Origin of the sequence: Sphingopyxis italica, assembly GCF_011926545.1 — a bacterium.
In the GTDB taxonomy this organism is placed as follows: domain Bacteria; phylum Pseudomonadota; class Alphaproteobacteria; order Sphingomonadales; family Sphingomonadaceae; genus Sphingopyxis; species Sphingopyxis italica.
The window spans coordinates 424,185-438,632 of sequence record NZ_JAATIT010000004.1 but is presented as its reverse complement, the minus strand read 5'-3'; the positions used below and the strand labels follow the sequence as shown (position 1 = coordinate 438,632).

Here is a 14,448-nt window from a genome sequence, read left to right as displayed (position 1 = left end):
CAGAATCTATTCCCGCCGCAATCAAGCGCTCGGGGCGTGCTTCTGCATCAGCTTGTACGCGCGCTGGTACCATTCATTGCCGGGATAGTTGGCGCCGAGCACCGCCGCCGACTTCTTCGCCTCGGCCGGGATGCCGAGCGCGAGATAGCATTCGGTGAGGCGGTAGAGCGCCTCGGCGGCGTGGCTGGTCGTCTGATATTTGTCGACGACCTCGCGGAAGCGGATCGATGCGGCGAGCCAGTTGGAGCTGCGCTGATAGAAACGGCCGATTTCCATTTCCTTGCCCGCGAGATGGTCCTGCACCAGATCGACCTTCAGCCGCGCATCGGCGGCATAGCGGGTGTCGGGATAGCGGCGGATCACCTCGCCGAGCGCGGCGCGCGCCTGCTGGGTGATTTTCTGGTCGCGGGTGACGTCGCTGATCTGCTCATAATAGGAAATGCCGATCAGATAATAGGCGTAGGGCGCGTCCTTGTTGCCCGGATGGATCGCGAGGAAGCGCTGCGCGGCCTCGATCGCCGGCGTATATTCGCGGTCCATATAATAGCTGAACGAACTCATCAGCTGCGCGCGGCGTGCCCACGGCGAATAGGGGTGCTGGCGCTCGACCTCATCGAACAATGCCGCGGCCAGCCCATATTGTTTGCGGTCGAGCCGGTCCTGCGCCGCGCGGTACAGCGTATTGACGTCGCGCGCGACGTAACGCGTGTCCTTCTTGACCCCGCCGCCGCCGGCGCAGGCCGCCAGCAAGGGGGTGATCACGAGGGTGGCGGCGAGCAGGCGCGTCGTGACGCGCAAGGAGGAACGCTGAGTCATGCGCGCGGTATAGCCACAGCGCGGATGAACGCAAAATAAATGATGGGGGTCGGGCGCGGCTTTACGGCGTTTTGACGACACAGCCCGCCGGAGCATCGGCCGGCGCGGATACGCGGCGCGCGGTCTTGATCGTCACTTGCGGCTCGAGCATCTGCCCGACCATCACACCCTCGCCCGCAGTGGGCGAAATCGGCGCGTTGAAAATGGCCTCGGCGACGTCGGCGCCGCCGACCATTTCGCCGAAAACCGCGAAACCCGCGCCGTCGCCGCCCGGCGCATCGGCATCGAAGTCCTTGATGTCCGACAGCAGCAGGAAGAAGTCGCTCGTCGCATCGCCGGGGTTGAGCCGCGCCATCGACAGCGCGCCCTTGCAGTTGGTGAGGCCGGTTATCGTCGTCGGCTCGTGCGCGATGGGCGGAAAATTCCGGCGCGCATCGCCGCGATTGCCCGCCTGGATCAGCTGGTTCGCCGGGCCCCAGCTCTTCGTCGAGCGATAGAATTTAAAGCCGTCGAGCCGTTTCGCATCGATGTAGCGCAGAAAGTTCGCCGCCGTGATCGGCGCACGCTTGTCCTCGACCCGCACTATGATCGTGCCGAGATCGGTGACGAGCGCGACATAGGGCCGCGTGTCGGCCTCGACCACGGGAGTGACGGGCGCCGGAATCGGCGGCACCGGCGGCGGCAATTGGGTTGCCTGCGGGGGTATGGGAGTCGATTGAGCGGCGAGCGCGAGCGCGGCGAAAAGGGTCAGCATGGCGCCGATCATAAACGCAATCGCGCCGGCGATGCGAGCGCTTTCGCACGCCCGGCGTTCGCGCCGAAGCCGCCCCGCCGGTGTTGGAAAAGCGCCCAAGGCACGCTAGGCAAGCTCCGCACGCCCGCGAACAACCAAGGCAGAAGAAGCGATGGACGAGATTCCGCCCCGCGAAACCGAGCCCGCCGCCGCGCCGTCGGCCGCGGTCGACGTCGGGTCGCGCTTCCTGCGCTACCTCCCGCTCATCACCACCGCGCATTTTCTCATCGGCCTGCCCGCGCTGATCGCCTCGCTCGCGCTCGCCTGGTTCGCTTTCGTGCAGGCCGATGCGACGCAGAAGATGCAGACCGGCGGCGTCATGCCCTTCGTCACCTTCGGGACCAGCAATGTCGATGACGAGGGCAATACGGATATTTCGCTGACGCTGACGAACAATGGCGTCGGCCCGGCGATCCTCGGCCCGATCGAGATCCGCTATCGGGGCCAGCCGATCGCGACGCCGGTCGATCTGCTCGAACGCTGTTGCGGCGCGACCGACGCGCGCGGCCTGTCCTTCGCGACCTCACCGTCGAGCCGCATCGCGATACGCCCCGGCGAGAGCATCGAGATCGTCAGCCTGCCGCGCACCCCCGCGTCGGAGAAGGTCTGGCGCGCCTTCAACGCCGAGCGGTGGAAACTCGCGGTGCGGTCCTGCTATTGCTCGATCTTCAACGATTGCTGGGTGATTGAGGGCATGCAGGGGCTGCCGAAGCCGGTGAACAAATGCCCCGCCGACTGGTCGCTCTACGACGAGGATGCGGGGCGCCGGATCGCGGGAGGCGATTCCGAATAATTCAACCGATCGGTTGACAATTAAAATCGAGCCTTCATATTCAACCACATGGTTGAACATGATTCGCACACGCTCGACACGATCTTTCACGCGCTTGGCGATACGACGCGACGCGCTATGCTGGGCGAACTTGCCGCCGGCGAACGCACCGTCGGCGAACTCGCCGAACCGTTCGCCATGTCGCTCGCCGCGGCGTCGAAGCATATCAAGGTGCTCGAGGCCGCCGGGCTGGTCCGCCGCGATATCCGCGGCCGGACGCATATGTGCAGCCTCGATCCGGTGCCGCTGATGCGTGCCGACCGGTGGATCGGCATCTATCGCCGCTTCTGGACCGATCGCCTCGACGTGCTCGAGAAAATTCTGCGCGCAAAGGATGCCACGCCCCCCCCTCCCCCCAAAGAAGCCCCTCCCGGCAAAGAAGGAGAATGACGATGACGACGATGCTTGAACAAGATCATTTCGGCCTGCTCACCGAACCTGCGACGCTGACAATCACCCGCCTCCTTCCGGGGCCCGCGACACGCATCTGGGCCTATCTGACCGACAGCGAGCTTCGCCGCCAATGGCTTGCCGCGGGCGCGATGAAGCAGATGGCCGGCGCGCCGGTCGATCTCGTCTGGCGCAACGACGAGCTCACCGACCCGTCGGGGACGCGCCCCGAAGGCTTTGGCGATGAGCACCGGATGACGTGCGAGGTCACGGCGATCGATGCGCCACGCCGCTTGTCGATCAGTTGGGGCAGCACCGGCGGCGTGACCTTCACGCTCGACGAACGGGGCGACGAGGTGCTGCTCACCATCGTTCACAAGCGCATCGAGGATCCCGAGGTGCTGCTCAATGTCAGCGCCGGCTGGCACGCGCACCTCGACGTGCTCGAAGCGCGCGCGCGCGAAACGCCGGCGGCGCCGCACTGGGATAATTGGACGCGCCTGCGCGAGGTCTATGCCGAGCGGCTGTTCGGCTGATGCACCCGCAATGCTGAAGGAAAGGGCCGCGCAAGCGGCCCTTTCTTTATGACCGGAGGCGGCCGAAAGGCGACATTGTAAGAATTGCTCTCTCCCCTTCAGGGGAGAGATACGCAGGCTTGCCGGCTTGCCCGGCTAGCCGAAGTTGAGAGGGGCATGAACCGCTTCAGCCCCCTCTCCCAACCCTCTCCCCTGAAGGGGAGAGGGCTAACGTCCGCTCCCCACCCCAAAGCCGCCCCATGACCCGCAACAAAAAAGGGGCCGCCACGGCGACCCCTTTCCTGTTCCTTTGGCGAAAGCCTTAGTCCTTCAGGAAGTCGGGCACATGGCCCTGATCTTCCGGACCTTCGCTGCGCTCGCGGCGCGGACCGCGGTCGCCGCCGCCGTCACGGCGCGGGCCGCGATCGCGGCCACCACCGCCACGCGGGCCGCGGTCGCCACGGTCACCGCCATCACGGCCCCGATCGCCTCTGGGACCACGGTCGCTGCGGGGTTCACGCGGCGGACGCGTGTCTTCGAGTTCTTCGCCGGTTTCCTGATTCACGACGCGCATCGACAGGCGAACCTTGCCGCGCGGGTCGATCTCGAGGACCTTGACCTTGACTTCCTGACCTTCGGCCAGGACGTCCGAGACCTTTTCGACGCGCTCGTTGGCGATTTCGCTGACGTGGACGAGGCCGTCCTTGCCGCCCATGAAGTTCACGAACGCCCCGAAATCGACGAGGTTGACGACCTTGCCGTCATAGATTTTGCCGACTTCGGCTTCCTCGACAATGCCCGAAATCCACTTGCGGGCCGCCTCGATCTGGTCGAGGTCGCTCGACGAGATCTTGATCAGGCCTTCGTCGTCGATGTCGACCTTGGCGCCGGTGGTCGCGACGATCTCGCGGATCACCTTGCCGCCGGTACCGATGATGTCGCGGATCTTCGACTTGTCGATCTGCATCGTTTCGATGCGCGGCGCATGCGCCGACAGCTCGGTGCGGGCTTCGCCCAGCGCCTTCGCCATTTCGCCGAGGATGTGCGCGCGGCCTTCCTTCGCCTGGTTCAGCGCGGCTTCGAAGATGTCGCGCGTGATACCCGCGATCTTGATGTCCATCTGCATCGTGGTGATGCCTTCGGACGTGCCCGCCACCTTGAAATCCATGTCGCCGAGGTGATCCTCGTCGCCAAGGATGTCCGACAGGATCGCGAAATCCTTACCTTCGAGGATCAGGCCCATCGCGATGCCCGAAACCGGACGCTTAAGCGGAACGCCGGCGTCCATCATGGCCAGCGAACCGCCGCAAACCGACGCCATCGACGACGAGCCGTTCGACTCGGTGATGTCGCTGGTGATGCGGATCGTGTAGGGGAATTCGTCCTTCGTCGGCAGCACCGCGTGCAGCGCCCGCCATGCGAGCTTGCCATGACCGATGTCGCGGCGGCTGGGCGCCCCGAAACGACCGACTTCGCCGACCGAATAGGGCGGGAAGTTATAGTGCAGCATGAAGTTCGAGTAGCTGAGGCCGTTGAGACCGTCGATCATCTGCTCGCTGTCCTTGGTGCCAAGGGTACAGGTCGCGATCGTCTGCGTCTCGCCGCGCGTGAACAGCGCCGAGCCGTGGGCGCGGGGGAGGAAGTGCGTTTCGGCAAGGATGGGACGAATTTGCGTCGTCGTGCGGCCGTCGATGCGCTTGCCGTCCTTGAGGATGGCGCCGCGAACGATTTCGGCTTCGAGCTTCTTCACCAGCTTGCCGGCGGCCATCTGGTCCTGCGGCGCGGCGTCGGCGAAAGCGGCCTTCGCCTTCGCGCGCGCTTCGTTGAGCGCGTTCGAACGGGCCGATTTGTCGGTCAGCTTGTAAGCGGCGGCGATGTCCTTGCCGATCAGCTTCTTCAGCTTGTCCTTGGCAGCCGACAGGTCGCCCTGTTCGGCCATGTCCCAGGGATCCTTGGCAGCCTGTTCGGCCAGCTTCACGATCGCCTTGACGACCTCCTTGCACGCGTCGTGCGCGAACAGCACGGCGCCGAGCATGATCTCTTCCGACAGCTCATTGGCTTCGGATTCGACCATCATCACCGCATCGTAGGTGGCGGCGACGACGAGGTCGAGGTCGCCTTCGGCAACCTGCGCGTCGGTCGGGTTCAATATATATTCGCCATCGACATAACCGACGCGCGCGGCGCCGATCGGGCCCATGAAGGGCACGCCCGAAATGGTGAGCGCGGCCGACGCCGCGACCATCGCCAGGATGTCGGGCTCATTGTGGCCGTCATAGCTCAAGACCTGGGCAATGACGTTGATTTCGTTGTAGAAACCTTCGGGGAACAGCGGACGGATCGGACGATCGGTCAAACGCGAAACCAAAGTTTCCTTTTCGGTCGCGCCGCGCTCGCGCTTGAAGAAGCCGCCGGGGATGCGGCCCGCGCCCGAATATTTTTCCTGATAGTGGACGGTAAGCGGGAAGAAGTCCTGCCCTTCCTTGACCGTCTTGGCGGCGGTCACCGCGGCCAGGACCATCGTTTCGCCGAGCGTCGCGACAACCGCGCCATCGGCCTGACGGGCAACCTTGCCCGTTTCGAGGGTCAGCGTTTCACCGCCCCACTCGATCGATACTTTTTTCACGTCAAACATGGTGTTTCCTTCGCCCGCCGGGCCCTATGCCGGGCGGGGCCTCTGTGTCCGGGCAATCCGGCCCGGGGCGGTGTAGGGCGTCTGTCTGCCCCGATGGCGGTCCCGCCGGATGCGGGAGCGGCCCTGTGGTCCGGCACGTTGCGCGGAGCCAATATGACAGCGGCCCCGGAAGTCCGGGGCCGCCAGAAATTCTTATTTGCGGAGACCCAGCTTCGCGATCAGTGCCTGATAGCGACCCTCGTCCTTCTTCTTCAGATAGGCGAGGAGGGTGCGCCGCTTGTTGACCATCATCAGGAGGCCGCGGCGGCTGTGGTTGTCCTTGTGGTGCGCCTTGAAATGATCGGTCAGCGTGTTGATGCGGTCGGTCAGGATCGCGACCTGGACTTCCGGCGAACCGGTATCACTCTTGTCGCGGGCATTGTCCTTGATGACTTCGGCTTTGCGCTCGGCGGTAATCGACATGAACTTTTTTCCTCGAACATCCTTGTTTACAGATTGAAGCCCCGGACGACCTTCAGCGTTCCCGCCAAAGCCTCGATCAGGGCGACGGGACGCATGTCGCTGTCCCTTCCCCAATAGAGCCCGTCATCCGTAGCTACCCCGGCCCAGACGCGACCCTGACGGATCGCCCCTGCCGCTTCCGGGGAAAGGTTCAGAGCCGGGATGTCGACCAGCCCTGCCTCGAGCGGCAGAATAATTTCTGATTGGGCGGCGCCTTGACCGAAAGCGTTTAATTTGTCCAGCGAAATCGCCTGTGCCAGGTCGAACGGCCCCGCCCTGGTGCGGCGCAGCATGGTGACGTGCCCAACGCTGCCGACGGCATGGGCGATGTCGCGTGCGAGGGAGCGAATATAGGTGCCCTTCGAAACATGCGCGGTGAGGGTAATCTCATCAAGCCCCTCCCCTTCAGGGGAGGGGTTGGGGTGGGGGCCATCGGTAAATGCTGCTTCAGACCGAGAGCCCCCACCCCCAACCCCTCCCCCGAAGGGGAGGGGGGAAAGAGCGTAGACCGTCACCGCCCGCGCCTTCATCTCGACCGCTTCGCCCTTGCGCGCGAGGTCATACGCCCGCTGGCCGTCGATCTTGATCGCCGAAAAAGCGGGCGGCACCTGCTCGATCGGACCGGTGAAGCGCGGCAGCACCGCTTCCACCTCCGCAATCGTCGGCCGCACATCGCTCGTCGCCACAACCTCGCCCTCGGCGTCGAGCCCGGCAGTCTCGGTGCCGAACCGCACCGTGAAATCGTAAACCTTGCTCGCATCGAGCATCCGCCCGCAGAGCTTGGTCGCCTCGCCGAGCGCGATCGGCAGCACCCCCGATGCCAGCGGGTCGAGCGTGCCGCCATGGCCGACCTTGACCTTGCCGAGCCCCGCCTCGCGGCACACGCGCTTCACCGCGCCGACCGCCTGCGTCGAGCCGAGCCCCACGGGTTTGTCGAATATGATCCAGCCGTTCATCGCAGCGCCGCTAGGCGCGCCGGGCGGCAATTGTCAATTTGCCGCGGGCTTTTCGCCCATGATGTCCTTCGCCTTGTCGCGCTTTGACGGCGGCGGCGCCGATGTCACGAAGGAGGTCAGCGGGCAGCGTTCGCCGCGCACGATGATCGACGCGAACTTGTCGAGCCGCCCGGCGCCGCGCGTTTCGACCCCGATCGCCTGCGCGAAATCGACGTCGCGGCAAAAGCCGGCGAAGGTGCCGTAATACCAGTTGCGCTGGCGGTCCTGAATCCAGATGCCGCGGCCGCGGTCGGCCCGCCAGTTGCGGATCGAGCTGTCGCTGGGGAAGACGATGCTCGCCTCGACGCCGAGCGCGCGCGGTTCCTCGGCCGGCTCGATGGCCGCCGCCGCGGAAAGGGGAAGCAGCATGGCGGCCAGGGAGAGTGCGAGTTTCTGTTTCATAACGGCGACGCTTTTAGCAACGGCAGCCTGAACTGATGCTGACCCAAACTATTCCGTCATCCCGGCGAAGGCCGGGATCTCGACCTCCCGCCCTTACGCACCGGTGAGATCCCGGCCTTCGCCGGGATGACGGATTAAGGACGTACGCGCCACTCACCCGCGAGCAGCGACCAGAGTCCCGTATCGCGCACATAACCGGTCCAGGTGATGCGCTCGGACCGGAGCACGCCTTCCTTGGTACAGCCGAGCTTGGCGACCGCCGCCTGGCTGCGTTTGTTCCGCTCATCGATGCGGAATTCGATGCGGCGGATGCCGGCCGCGAAGGCGTGGTCGATCATCAGCTTTTTGAGCCGCCCGTTGAGACCCGTGCCGCGCGCATCGGGGTGGATGTAGCTGTTGCCGATCTCGACCGTCTGCGCGGACATGTCGGGACGCAGCCAGGCGGTCATGCCGACCAGCCGCTCGCCGTCGAAGATCGCATAGGGCATGCGAAACTTGCCGCCGATCAGCGTGTCGAAACTCTGGTCGAAATGGTCGGGACCGAAGCTCGACGAATAGATCGGCCAGACGTCGGCATCGGCGGCGCAGGCGGCGCGCAGCGCCGCGCGATGCGGCTCGGCCAGCTTGACGAGCCGCAGGTCGCCGTCGGCGAGTTCGGTATAGAGACGGTCAAGCATCGGTCAGCGCCTCCGCGGCTTCGCGCCGCTTCGCCATGAAATGGCGCCGGCACATCGCGACATAGCGGTCGTTACCGCCGATCTCGGTCTGCGCACCCTCGACGACCGCGCGGCCGCTCTCGTCGACCCGCAGGTTCATCGTCGCCTTGCGGCCGCATTCGCACACCGCCTTCAATTCGACGAGCGCGTCGGCGATACCGAGCAGCGCCGCCGATCCCGGAAAAAGCTCGGCCGAAAAATCGGTGCGAAGGCCATAGCAAAGCACCGGGATGTCCGCCTCGTCGGCGAGCCGCGCGAGGTCGAGCACTTGCGCGCGCGTCAGGAACTGCGCCTCGTCGACGAGTATGCAGGCAAGCGGGCGTTCGGCGTTTTCGGCGATCACCGCCGCGAACAACTCGCTGTCGGGGTCGAATTTATGCGCTTCGGCCATCAGCCCGATGCGGCTCGTCACCTGCCCCGCGCCGTAACGATCATCGAGCGCCGCGGTCCACAGCATCGTTTCCATGCCGCGCTCGCGATAGTTGAAATCCGCCTGCAGCAGCGTCGTCGATTTGCCCGCGTTCATGCTGGCATAATAGAAATAGAGCTTGGCCATGGGACAGCGATAACGGGTTCGCCCGCCTCCGCCAATCCTGTCCGCGCAGGCAATAAATAGGGACTGTCCCTATTTAATTGGGACGGCCGGCGGCGCGTCCGGAATCATGCGATTAAATGGGGACCGTCCCTATTTATTGATCGCCGGCCGTGCTTGACACGCCAACGCCCCCTGTCATGCTGCGCGTCAAATGATGCAGCATTTTTAAGTGGGGAGAGCTGCCGATGCGGTTGATGCCGGTGACCGACGCGATGTTCCTGTGGGGCGAGAGTCGCGAGATGCCGATGCACATCGGCGGCATCAATCTCTACACTTTGCCCGAAGGCGTCGACGAGACCGAGTGGCTGAACGAACAGCTTACGCTGCTTCGCCAGTCGGAAGGCCTCAGGCGGCCATTCAGCGAAGTGCTGAAACTGACCCCCTTCGGCCAGTACGGCCCGATCCGGCTCACCCCCGACCGCGACATCGACATGCACTATCATGTCCGCGCCGCGGCGCTGCCCAAGCCCGGGCGCTACCGCGAGATGTTCGAACTCGCCTCGCGCCTCCATTCCGGGCTGCTCGACCGCACGCGGCCCTTATGGGAGATCACGCTGATCTCCGGCCTGCCGAATCGGCAGATCGCGACCTTCAAGAAGGTCCACCACGCGCTGATGGACGGCGCGGCGAGCATTCATTTCTATAACTCGATGCTGTCGGCGGACCCCGAGGATCGGCGCGCCGCCTCGCCGCTCTCGGTCGAGGCCTATGAAGCCTATAAGCGCCAGTTCCCGTCGCCGAAAAAGCCCGCGCGTCCGAACCTGACCGACATCAAGGCGATCGGCGATTTCCTGAAGGAGCAATGGGGCAACAGCGTCGGCGTGACCAAGGCGATGAACCAGTATCTCGCGGCGATGTTCGGCATCGGCGGCGACGGCCTCGCGACGCCCTTTGCCGGGGTGCCGCGCACCAGCTTCAACCGCAACATCACCGGCGCGCGCCGCTTCGTCGCGCAAAGCTGGTCGCTCGAACGCGTGCGCGCGATGGGCAAGGCCTATGACGGCACGATCAATGACGCGGTGCTCGGCATGTGCGCGGGGGCGATGCGCAAATATCTGCAATCGCTGAACGAGCTGCCCGACAAGCCGCTGAAAGCCATGGCGCCAGTGTCGATCCGGCCGAAGGACGATGTGGATTCGGGCAATTCGGTCGCGTCGGTGACCGCCAATCTGGCGACGCATATCGACGATCCGGCGACGCGCATGGCGATGATCCAGGAATCGATGAACTCGGCAAAGGCGCAGCTGCGCGCGATGACCGCGGCGCAGATCCAGCTCTATACCGCGATCACCAGCTTCCCGATGATGCTCACCGCGCTGACGCGCACCGCCGACAAATTCCCCGCCTATTCGGTGACGATCTCGAACGTCCCGGGCCCGCGCGAGCAGATGTACTGGAACGGCGCACGGCTCGACGGCATGTATCCCGCGAGCATTCCGGTCGACGGCATGGCGATGAACATCACGCAGGTGTCGAATTTCCGGAACATCGACTTCGGCATCACCGCTTGCCGCCGCAGCGTGCCGCACGCGCAGCGGATGATCGACTATCTGGAGGAGGCGCTGGTCGAGCTGGAAGCCGCGGCGGGGATCAAGGGGAAAGCATAACGCCGACCATATCCCCGTTCGTGTCGAGCGAAGTCGAGACACCCCTCAGGACAGCGCCAAGCCGATGGGCATCTCGACTTCGCTCGATGCGAACGGGGTCAGGTGTCGTTTTCGCCCTCGCCGCTCGTCAAATCCCGCGCCACTTTGGGGTCGCGCAGCAATTTGTCGATATGGCTCGCCTCGTCGAAGCTTTCGTCCGACAGGAACTTCAGCTTCGCGGCATATTTCATGCTCATCTTCTCGGCGACGCTCTTTTGCAGCCAGGCGGTGTTGGTCCGGAGCGCCTTCAGGACCGCTTCCTCGTCCTTGCCCAGCAAGGGCTTCACGAACACCGTCGCGTGCCTGAGGTCGGGCGACATGCGCACTTCGGTGATGCTCACCGGGTGCGTCGCGAGCAGGTCGTCATGCACGTCGCCGCGCGCGAGGATTTCGCTGAGCAGATGGCGCACCTGCTCGCCGACGCGCAGCACCCGGACCGACGGTCCCTTGTCCTTTTCGGCTTTCTTCACTTCGCCTTCTCTTCTTCGTCCAGTTTCGCGACGATGCGCGCGATCGAGCGCATGTTACGCGCGGTGCCCTTGCAGCCCAAGCGCCTTTCGATGAAGGGGCCGGTCAGCTTGCTGTCGGCGACGCCGTCGCCATAGTCGAGAAACAGCATGCGCTTGCCGAGCGCGAGCTTTTCGCCGCCGCGGCCCAGATGATCGCCGACCAGCCGGTCGAATTGCTCCTCGCTCGGCTGGTCGGTCAGGAACATGGTGTGGACGAACCGGTCCTCGTTCGTGCCGGCGAAGGGATTGTCCGCAATCGCCGAAGCCAGTTCGCCCCGGTCGCGCACCACCACCGCGCTCGTCATGTCGAAGCGGTCGCCGACCATCATCGCGAGCTTTTCTTCGAGCCCGCGCGTCGGCCGTGCATCATGGTTGAACAGCACATTGCCACTCGCGACGACGGTCTCGACGTCGCTGAAGCCCTCGGCCTCGAAGGCCGAGCGCAGATCGACCATCTTCAGCCGGTTGCCCCCGACGTTGATGCTGCCGAACAGGGCGACGTAGCGCGCCATGGTGCCGCCTTCCCTGCTATGCGGAACGGACGCGCGTCAGAGCGTCCGTTCGCGCAGTTCGACCTCGAAGACTTCGAGGTGGTCGCCCGCCTTGATGTCGTTCGTATCGGCCAGCACGACCCCGCATTCGAGGCCGGCGCGCACTTCGGCGACGTCGTCCTTGAAGCGGCGGAGCGAGGCGATCGTCGTCGCCGAAACGATGACGTCGTCGCGCGTGAGGCGCGCGTGCAGCCCCTTGCGGATCGAGCCTTCGAGCACGAGCAGACCCGCGGCCTTGTCGCGCTTGCCGGCCGGGAAGACGTCCTTGACCTCGGCGCGGCCAACGACATTTTCGATGCGTTCCGGACCCAGCTCGCCCGCCATCTCTTTCCTCACCTCGTCGGTCAGGTGATAGATGACGTCATGGTACATGAAGCGCACTTTTTCGCGCTTCGCGATCTCGCGCGCCTTGGCGTTCGGACGGACGTTGAAGCCGATGATCGGGGCACCCGTCGCCGCCGCCAGCGTCACGTCGCTTTCGGTGATCGCGCCGGCGCCCGAATGGAGCACGCGGACCTTGATCTCGTCGGTCGATATCTTGTTGAGCGCGTTGACGATCGCCTCGACGCTGCCCTGCACATCGCCCTTGATGACCACCGGATACTGAATGACATTGGCCTTGTCGGCGAGTGCCTCGAACATGCCCTCAAGGCTGACCGGCGCCTGCACGGTGCGCTTGCGCGTCGCCTGTTCCTGGCGGTAGGCGGCAACCTCGCGCGCGCGCGCCTCATTCTCGACGACGGTCAGCGTGTCGCCCGCCATCGGGACGCCGCCCAGACCAAGGACCTCGACCGGCATCGACGGGGTCGCCGCCTTGATCTGCTGGCCCTTGTCGTCGATCAACGCACGGACGCGGCCGCTTTCGGCGCCGCAGACGAAGATGTCGCCGACCTTCAGCGTACCGCGTCGGACGAGGATCGTCGCCACCGGGCCGCGGCCCTTGTCGAGCTTCGCCTCGACCACCGTGCCTTCGGCGGCGCGGTCGGGGTTGGCCTTCAACTCCATGATCTCGGCCTGCACCGCGATCGCGTCGAGCAGCTTGTCGAGGCCGGTCTTCTTCAGCGCCGATACTTCGATATTCTGGACGTCGCCGCCCATTTCCTCGACCACCAGCTCGTGCTCGAGCAGGCGTTCACGGACGCGCTGCGGATTGGCGCCTTCCTTGTCGACCTTGTTGATCGCGACGATGATCGGCACGCCGGCCGCCTTCGCGTGGGCGATCGCTTCGATCGACTGCGGCTTCAGGCCGTCGTCGGCGGCCACCACCAGGATAACGATGTCGGTGACGTTCGCACCGCGCTGACGCATCTCGGTAAAGGCTTCGTGGCCCGGCGTATCGAGGAAGGTGACAAGGCTGCCGTCGGGAGTCTTCACCTGATAGGCACCGATATGCTGGGTGATGCCGCCGGCTTCGCCCGAGACGACATTGGCGCCGCGCAGCGCGTCGAGCAGGCTGGTCTTGCCGTGATCGACATGGCCCATGATGGTGACGACCGGGGCACGCGGCTTCAGATGTTCGGCGTCGTCGACATCCTCGTCGTGACGGATGTCGATGTCGCCTTCGCTGACGCGCGTGATCTCGTGCCCGAATTCGGTGACGAGCAGTTCGGCGGTATCCTGGTCGATCGTGTCGGTGCCCGCGGCCGGGCTGCCCATCTTGAACAACGCCTTGATCAGGTCGTTGGTCTTTTCGGCCATGCGGTTCGCCAGTTCCTGAACCGTGATGCTTTCGGGAACGACGACTTCGCGGACCTGCTTCTCGCGCGGGCCCGACGAAGCGGTGTGCGAACGCTTTTCCTTTTCGCGCGCGCGCTTGAGCGCCGCGAGGCTGCGCGCGCGGGCGCCCTCATCCTCGTTGAGTGCGCGCGTGACGGTCAGCTTGCCCGACTGGCGGCGATTGTCGGCGCCGCGGTTCGCCTTCGGCTCGGGGCGCTTGGGTTCGGGGCGCTTCGGCGCTTCGACCGGGGTGAAGCGGCGCGGCGCCGGAGCGGCGCTGGTGGTCGCGGGCCGCGATGCGGGCGCGGCCTCGCCCTGCGGCTCGGCAGCGGCGGCAGGCGCTTCAGCGGCAGGTTCGGCGGCGGCGGGCGCAGCCGGTGCGGGCTCGGCAGCTTGGGCGGCGGCCTGTTCGACACGCGCTTCGGCGCGCGCCTTTTCTTCCTCGGCGGCGCGCGCGCGCGCGGCTTCGTCGCGGCGACGATTGTCTTCAAGCGCGTTCATGCGCGACTCTTCGGCCTCGCGCAGCAGCTGCGCCTGGCGTTCCTGCCGCGACATCAGGCTGTCGTTCTCGCTCGCCCGCGGTGCCGGCTTCGGAGCGGGCGCGGGTGCCGGGGCCGGAACCGGTGCAGGCGCCGGGGCGGCCTGAACCTCTTCGGCTTCGGGTGCCGGGGCGGCTTCGCCCGGACGGCCAAGCACACGGCGGCGCTTCACCTCGACCACCACCGTATTGCGGCGGCCGTGGCTGAATTGCTGCTGCACCTGTCCGGCCTCGACCGTCCGCTTCAGCCCCAGGGGCTTGCGGGTAAGGGTCGGTTTGTCCTGTTCGTCACTCATCG

The 14,448-nt window shown here is 65.3% G+C and carries 15 protein-coding genes; 4 read left to right on the top strand and 11 right to left on the bottom strand.

Annotated features, from left to right (window positions below):
- Window positions 1-21: 21 nt before the first annotated feature.
- Window positions 22-816 (bottom strand): outer membrane protein assembly factor BamD, encoded by a 795-nt coding sequence (locus tag GGR90_RS16470; RefSeq protein ID WP_167922468.1) that lies wholly within the window; start codon window positions 814-816, stop codon window positions 22-24.
- Window positions 817-877: 61 nt separating this feature from the next.
- Window positions 878-1,570, bottom strand: coding sequence for a peptidylprolyl isomerase (locus GGR90_RS16465; protein WP_245198737.1), 693 nt, complete (start codon window positions 1,568-1,570; stop codon window positions 878-880).
- A 151-nt stretch (window positions 1,571-1,721) separates the two neighbouring features.
- Here GGR90_RS16465 and GGR90_RS16460 point away from each other — a divergent pair, with 151 nt between their 5' ends.
- From GGR90_RS16460 to GGR90_RS16450, 3 genes are read left to right on the top strand one after another with little or no spacing between them, the layout of a single operon-like run.
- Window positions 1,722-2,402, top strand: a complete 681-nt coding sequence (locus tag GGR90_RS16460) for a hypothetical protein (protein ID WP_167922466.1) — start codon at window positions 1,722-1,724, stop codon at window positions 2,400-2,402.
- Between the two features lie 48 nt (window positions 2,403-2,450).
- On the top strand, window positions 2,451-2,831 hold the full coding sequence (locus GGR90_RS16455; protein WP_167922465.1) for an ArsR/SmtB family transcription factor: 381 nt from the start codon (window positions 2,451-2,453) through the stop codon (window positions 2,829-2,831).
- A gap of 2 nt (window positions 2,832-2,833) precedes the next feature.
- The gene (locus GGR90_RS16450; RefSeq protein WP_167922464.1) at window positions 2,834-3,367 is read left to right on the top strand and encodes an SRPBCC family protein; all 534 of its coding nucleotides are present in this window, start codon (window positions 2,834-2,836) and stop codon (window positions 3,365-3,367) included.
- A 301-nt stretch (window positions 3,368-3,668) separates the two neighbouring features.
- Here GGR90_RS16450 and pnp read toward each other — a convergent pair whose 3' ends face one another.
- The 6 genes from pnp to GGR90_RS16420 form a co-directional block, all read right to left on the bottom strand.
- Complete coding sequence (pnp, locus tag GGR90_RS16445) at window positions 3,669-5,981, bottom strand: polyribonucleotide nucleotidyltransferase (RefSeq protein WP_167922463.1); 2,313 nt, start codon at window positions 5,979-5,981, stop codon at window positions 3,669-3,671.
- Between the two features lie 192 nt (window positions 5,982-6,173).
- Entirely contained in the window at window positions 6,174-6,443 is a 270-nt protein-coding gene (gene rpsO, locus GGR90_RS16440; protein ID WP_167922462.1) for a 30S ribosomal protein S15, read from the bottom strand.
- Between the two features lie 26 nt (window positions 6,444-6,469).
- Window positions 6,470-7,438: a tRNA pseudouridine(55) synthase TruB gene (gene truB / locus GGR90_RS16435; protein WP_167922461.1), complete on the bottom strand. Its 969-nt coding sequence runs from the start codon at window positions 7,436-7,438 to the stop codon at window positions 6,470-6,472.
- A gap of 33 nt (window positions 7,439-7,471) precedes the next feature.
- Entirely contained in the window at window positions 7,472-7,879 is a 408-nt protein-coding gene (locus tag GGR90_RS16430; protein ID WP_245198736.1) for a DUF6491 family protein, read from the bottom strand.
- A 134-nt stretch (window positions 7,880-8,013) separates the two neighbouring features.
- Window positions 8,014-8,556: a GNAT family N-acetyltransferase gene (locus GGR90_RS16425; protein ID WP_167922460.1), complete on the bottom strand. Its 543-nt coding sequence runs from the start codon at window positions 8,554-8,556 to the stop codon at window positions 8,014-8,016.
- Window positions 8,549-9,151: a thymidine kinase gene (locus GGR90_RS16420; protein ID WP_167922459.1), complete on the bottom strand. Its 603-nt coding sequence runs from the start codon at window positions 9,149-9,151 to the stop codon at window positions 8,549-8,551. The genes GGR90_RS16425 and GGR90_RS16420 overlap by 8 nt, the downstream gene beginning before the upstream one ends.
- A 224-nt stretch (window positions 9,152-9,375) precedes the next feature.
- On the opposite strand from GGR90_RS16420, the gene GGR90_RS16415 reads away from it, so the two are divergent.
- The gene (locus tag GGR90_RS16415) at window positions 9,376-10,797 is read left to right on the top strand and encodes a WS/DGAT/MGAT family O-acyltransferase (RefSeq protein ID WP_167922458.1); all 1,422 of its coding nucleotides are present in this window, start codon (window positions 9,376-9,378) and stop codon (window positions 10,795-10,797) included.
- A 98-nt stretch (window positions 10,798-10,895) separates the two neighbouring features.
- Here the strand turns inward: GGR90_RS16415 and rbfA are convergent, their stop codons facing one another.
- Genes rbfA through infB form a run of 3 tightly spaced genes read right to left on the bottom strand, consistent with a single transcriptional unit; the run spans window position 10,896 to window position 14,446 of the window.
- Window positions 10,896-11,306, bottom strand: coding sequence for a 30S ribosome-binding factor RbfA (gene rbfA / locus GGR90_RS16410; protein ID WP_167922457.1), 411 nt, complete (start codon window positions 11,304-11,306; stop codon window positions 10,896-10,898).
- Window positions 11,303-11,857 carry a DUF1697 domain-containing protein gene (locus GGR90_RS16405; RefSeq protein ID WP_167922456.1) on the bottom strand — a complete coding sequence of 185 codons (555 nt, stop codon included), beginning with the start codon at window positions 11,855-11,857 and terminating at the stop codon, window positions 11,303-11,305. The genes rbfA and GGR90_RS16405 overlap by 4 nt, the downstream gene beginning before the upstream one ends.
- 36 nt (window positions 11,858-11,893) lie before the next feature.
- On the bottom strand, window positions 11,894-14,446 hold the full coding sequence (gene infB, locus GGR90_RS16400; protein WP_167922455.1) for a translation initiation factor IF-2: 2,553 nt from the start codon (window positions 14,444-14,446) through the stop codon (window positions 11,894-11,896).
- Between the last annotated feature and the right edge of the window lie 2 nt (window positions 14,447-14,448).

What these genes read in the sequence shown, in the direction of transcription:
- GGR90_RS16470 (WP_167922468.1), bottom strand. Translation starts at nt 816, where the DNA reads ATGACTCAGCGTTCCTCCTTGCGCGTCACGACGCGCCTGCTCGCCGCC.
- GGR90_RS16465 (WP_245198737.1), bottom strand. Translation starts at nt 1,570, where the DNA reads ATGCTGACCCTTTTCGCCGCGCTCGCGCTCGCCGCTCAATCGACTCCC.
- GGR90_RS16460 (WP_167922466.1), top strand. Translation starts at nt 1,722, where the DNA reads ATGGACGAGATTCCGCCCCGCGAAACCGAGCCCGCCGCCGCGCCGTCG.
- GGR90_RS16455 (WP_167922465.1), top strand. Translation starts at nt 2,451, where the DNA reads ATGGTTGAACATGATTCGCACACGCTCGACACGATCTTTCACGCGCTT.
- GGR90_RS16450 (WP_167922464.1), top strand. Translation starts at nt 2,834, where the DNA reads ATGACGACGATGCTTGAACAAGATCATTTCGGCCTGCTCACCGAACCT.
- pnp (WP_167922463.1), bottom strand. Translation starts at nt 5,981, where the DNA reads ATGTTTGACGTGAAAAAAGTATCGATCGAGTGGGGCGGTGAAACGCTG.
- rpsO (WP_167922462.1), bottom strand. Translation starts at nt 6,443, where the DNA reads ATGTCGATTACCGCCGAGCGCAAAGCCGAAGTCATCAAGGACAATGCC.
- truB (WP_167922461.1), bottom strand. Translation starts at nt 7,438, where the DNA reads ATGAACGGCTGGATCATATTCGACAAACCCGTGGGGCTCGGCTCGACG.
- GGR90_RS16430 (WP_245198736.1), bottom strand. Translation starts at nt 7,879, where the DNA reads ATGAAACAGAAACTCGCACTCTCCCTGGCCGCCATGCTGCTTCCCCTT.
- GGR90_RS16425 (WP_167922460.1), bottom strand. Translation starts at nt 8,556, where the DNA reads ATGCTTGACCGTCTCTATACCGAACTCGCCGACGGCGACCTGCGGCTC.
- GGR90_RS16420 (WP_167922459.1), bottom strand. Translation starts at nt 9,151, where the DNA reads ATGGCCAAGCTCTATTTCTATTATGCCAGCATGAACGCGGGCAAATCG.
- GGR90_RS16415 (WP_167922458.1), top strand. Translation starts at nt 9,376, where the DNA reads ATGCGGTTGATGCCGGTGACCGACGCGATGTTCCTGTGGGGCGAGAGT.
- GGR90_RS16405 (WP_167922456.1), bottom strand. Translation starts at nt 11,857, where the DNA reads ATGGCGCGCTACGTCGCCCTGTTCGGCAGCATCAACGTCGGGGGCAAC.
- infB (WP_167922455.1), bottom strand. Translation starts at nt 14,446, where the DNA reads ATGAGTGACGAACAGGACAAACCGACCCTTACCCGCAAGCCCCTGGGG.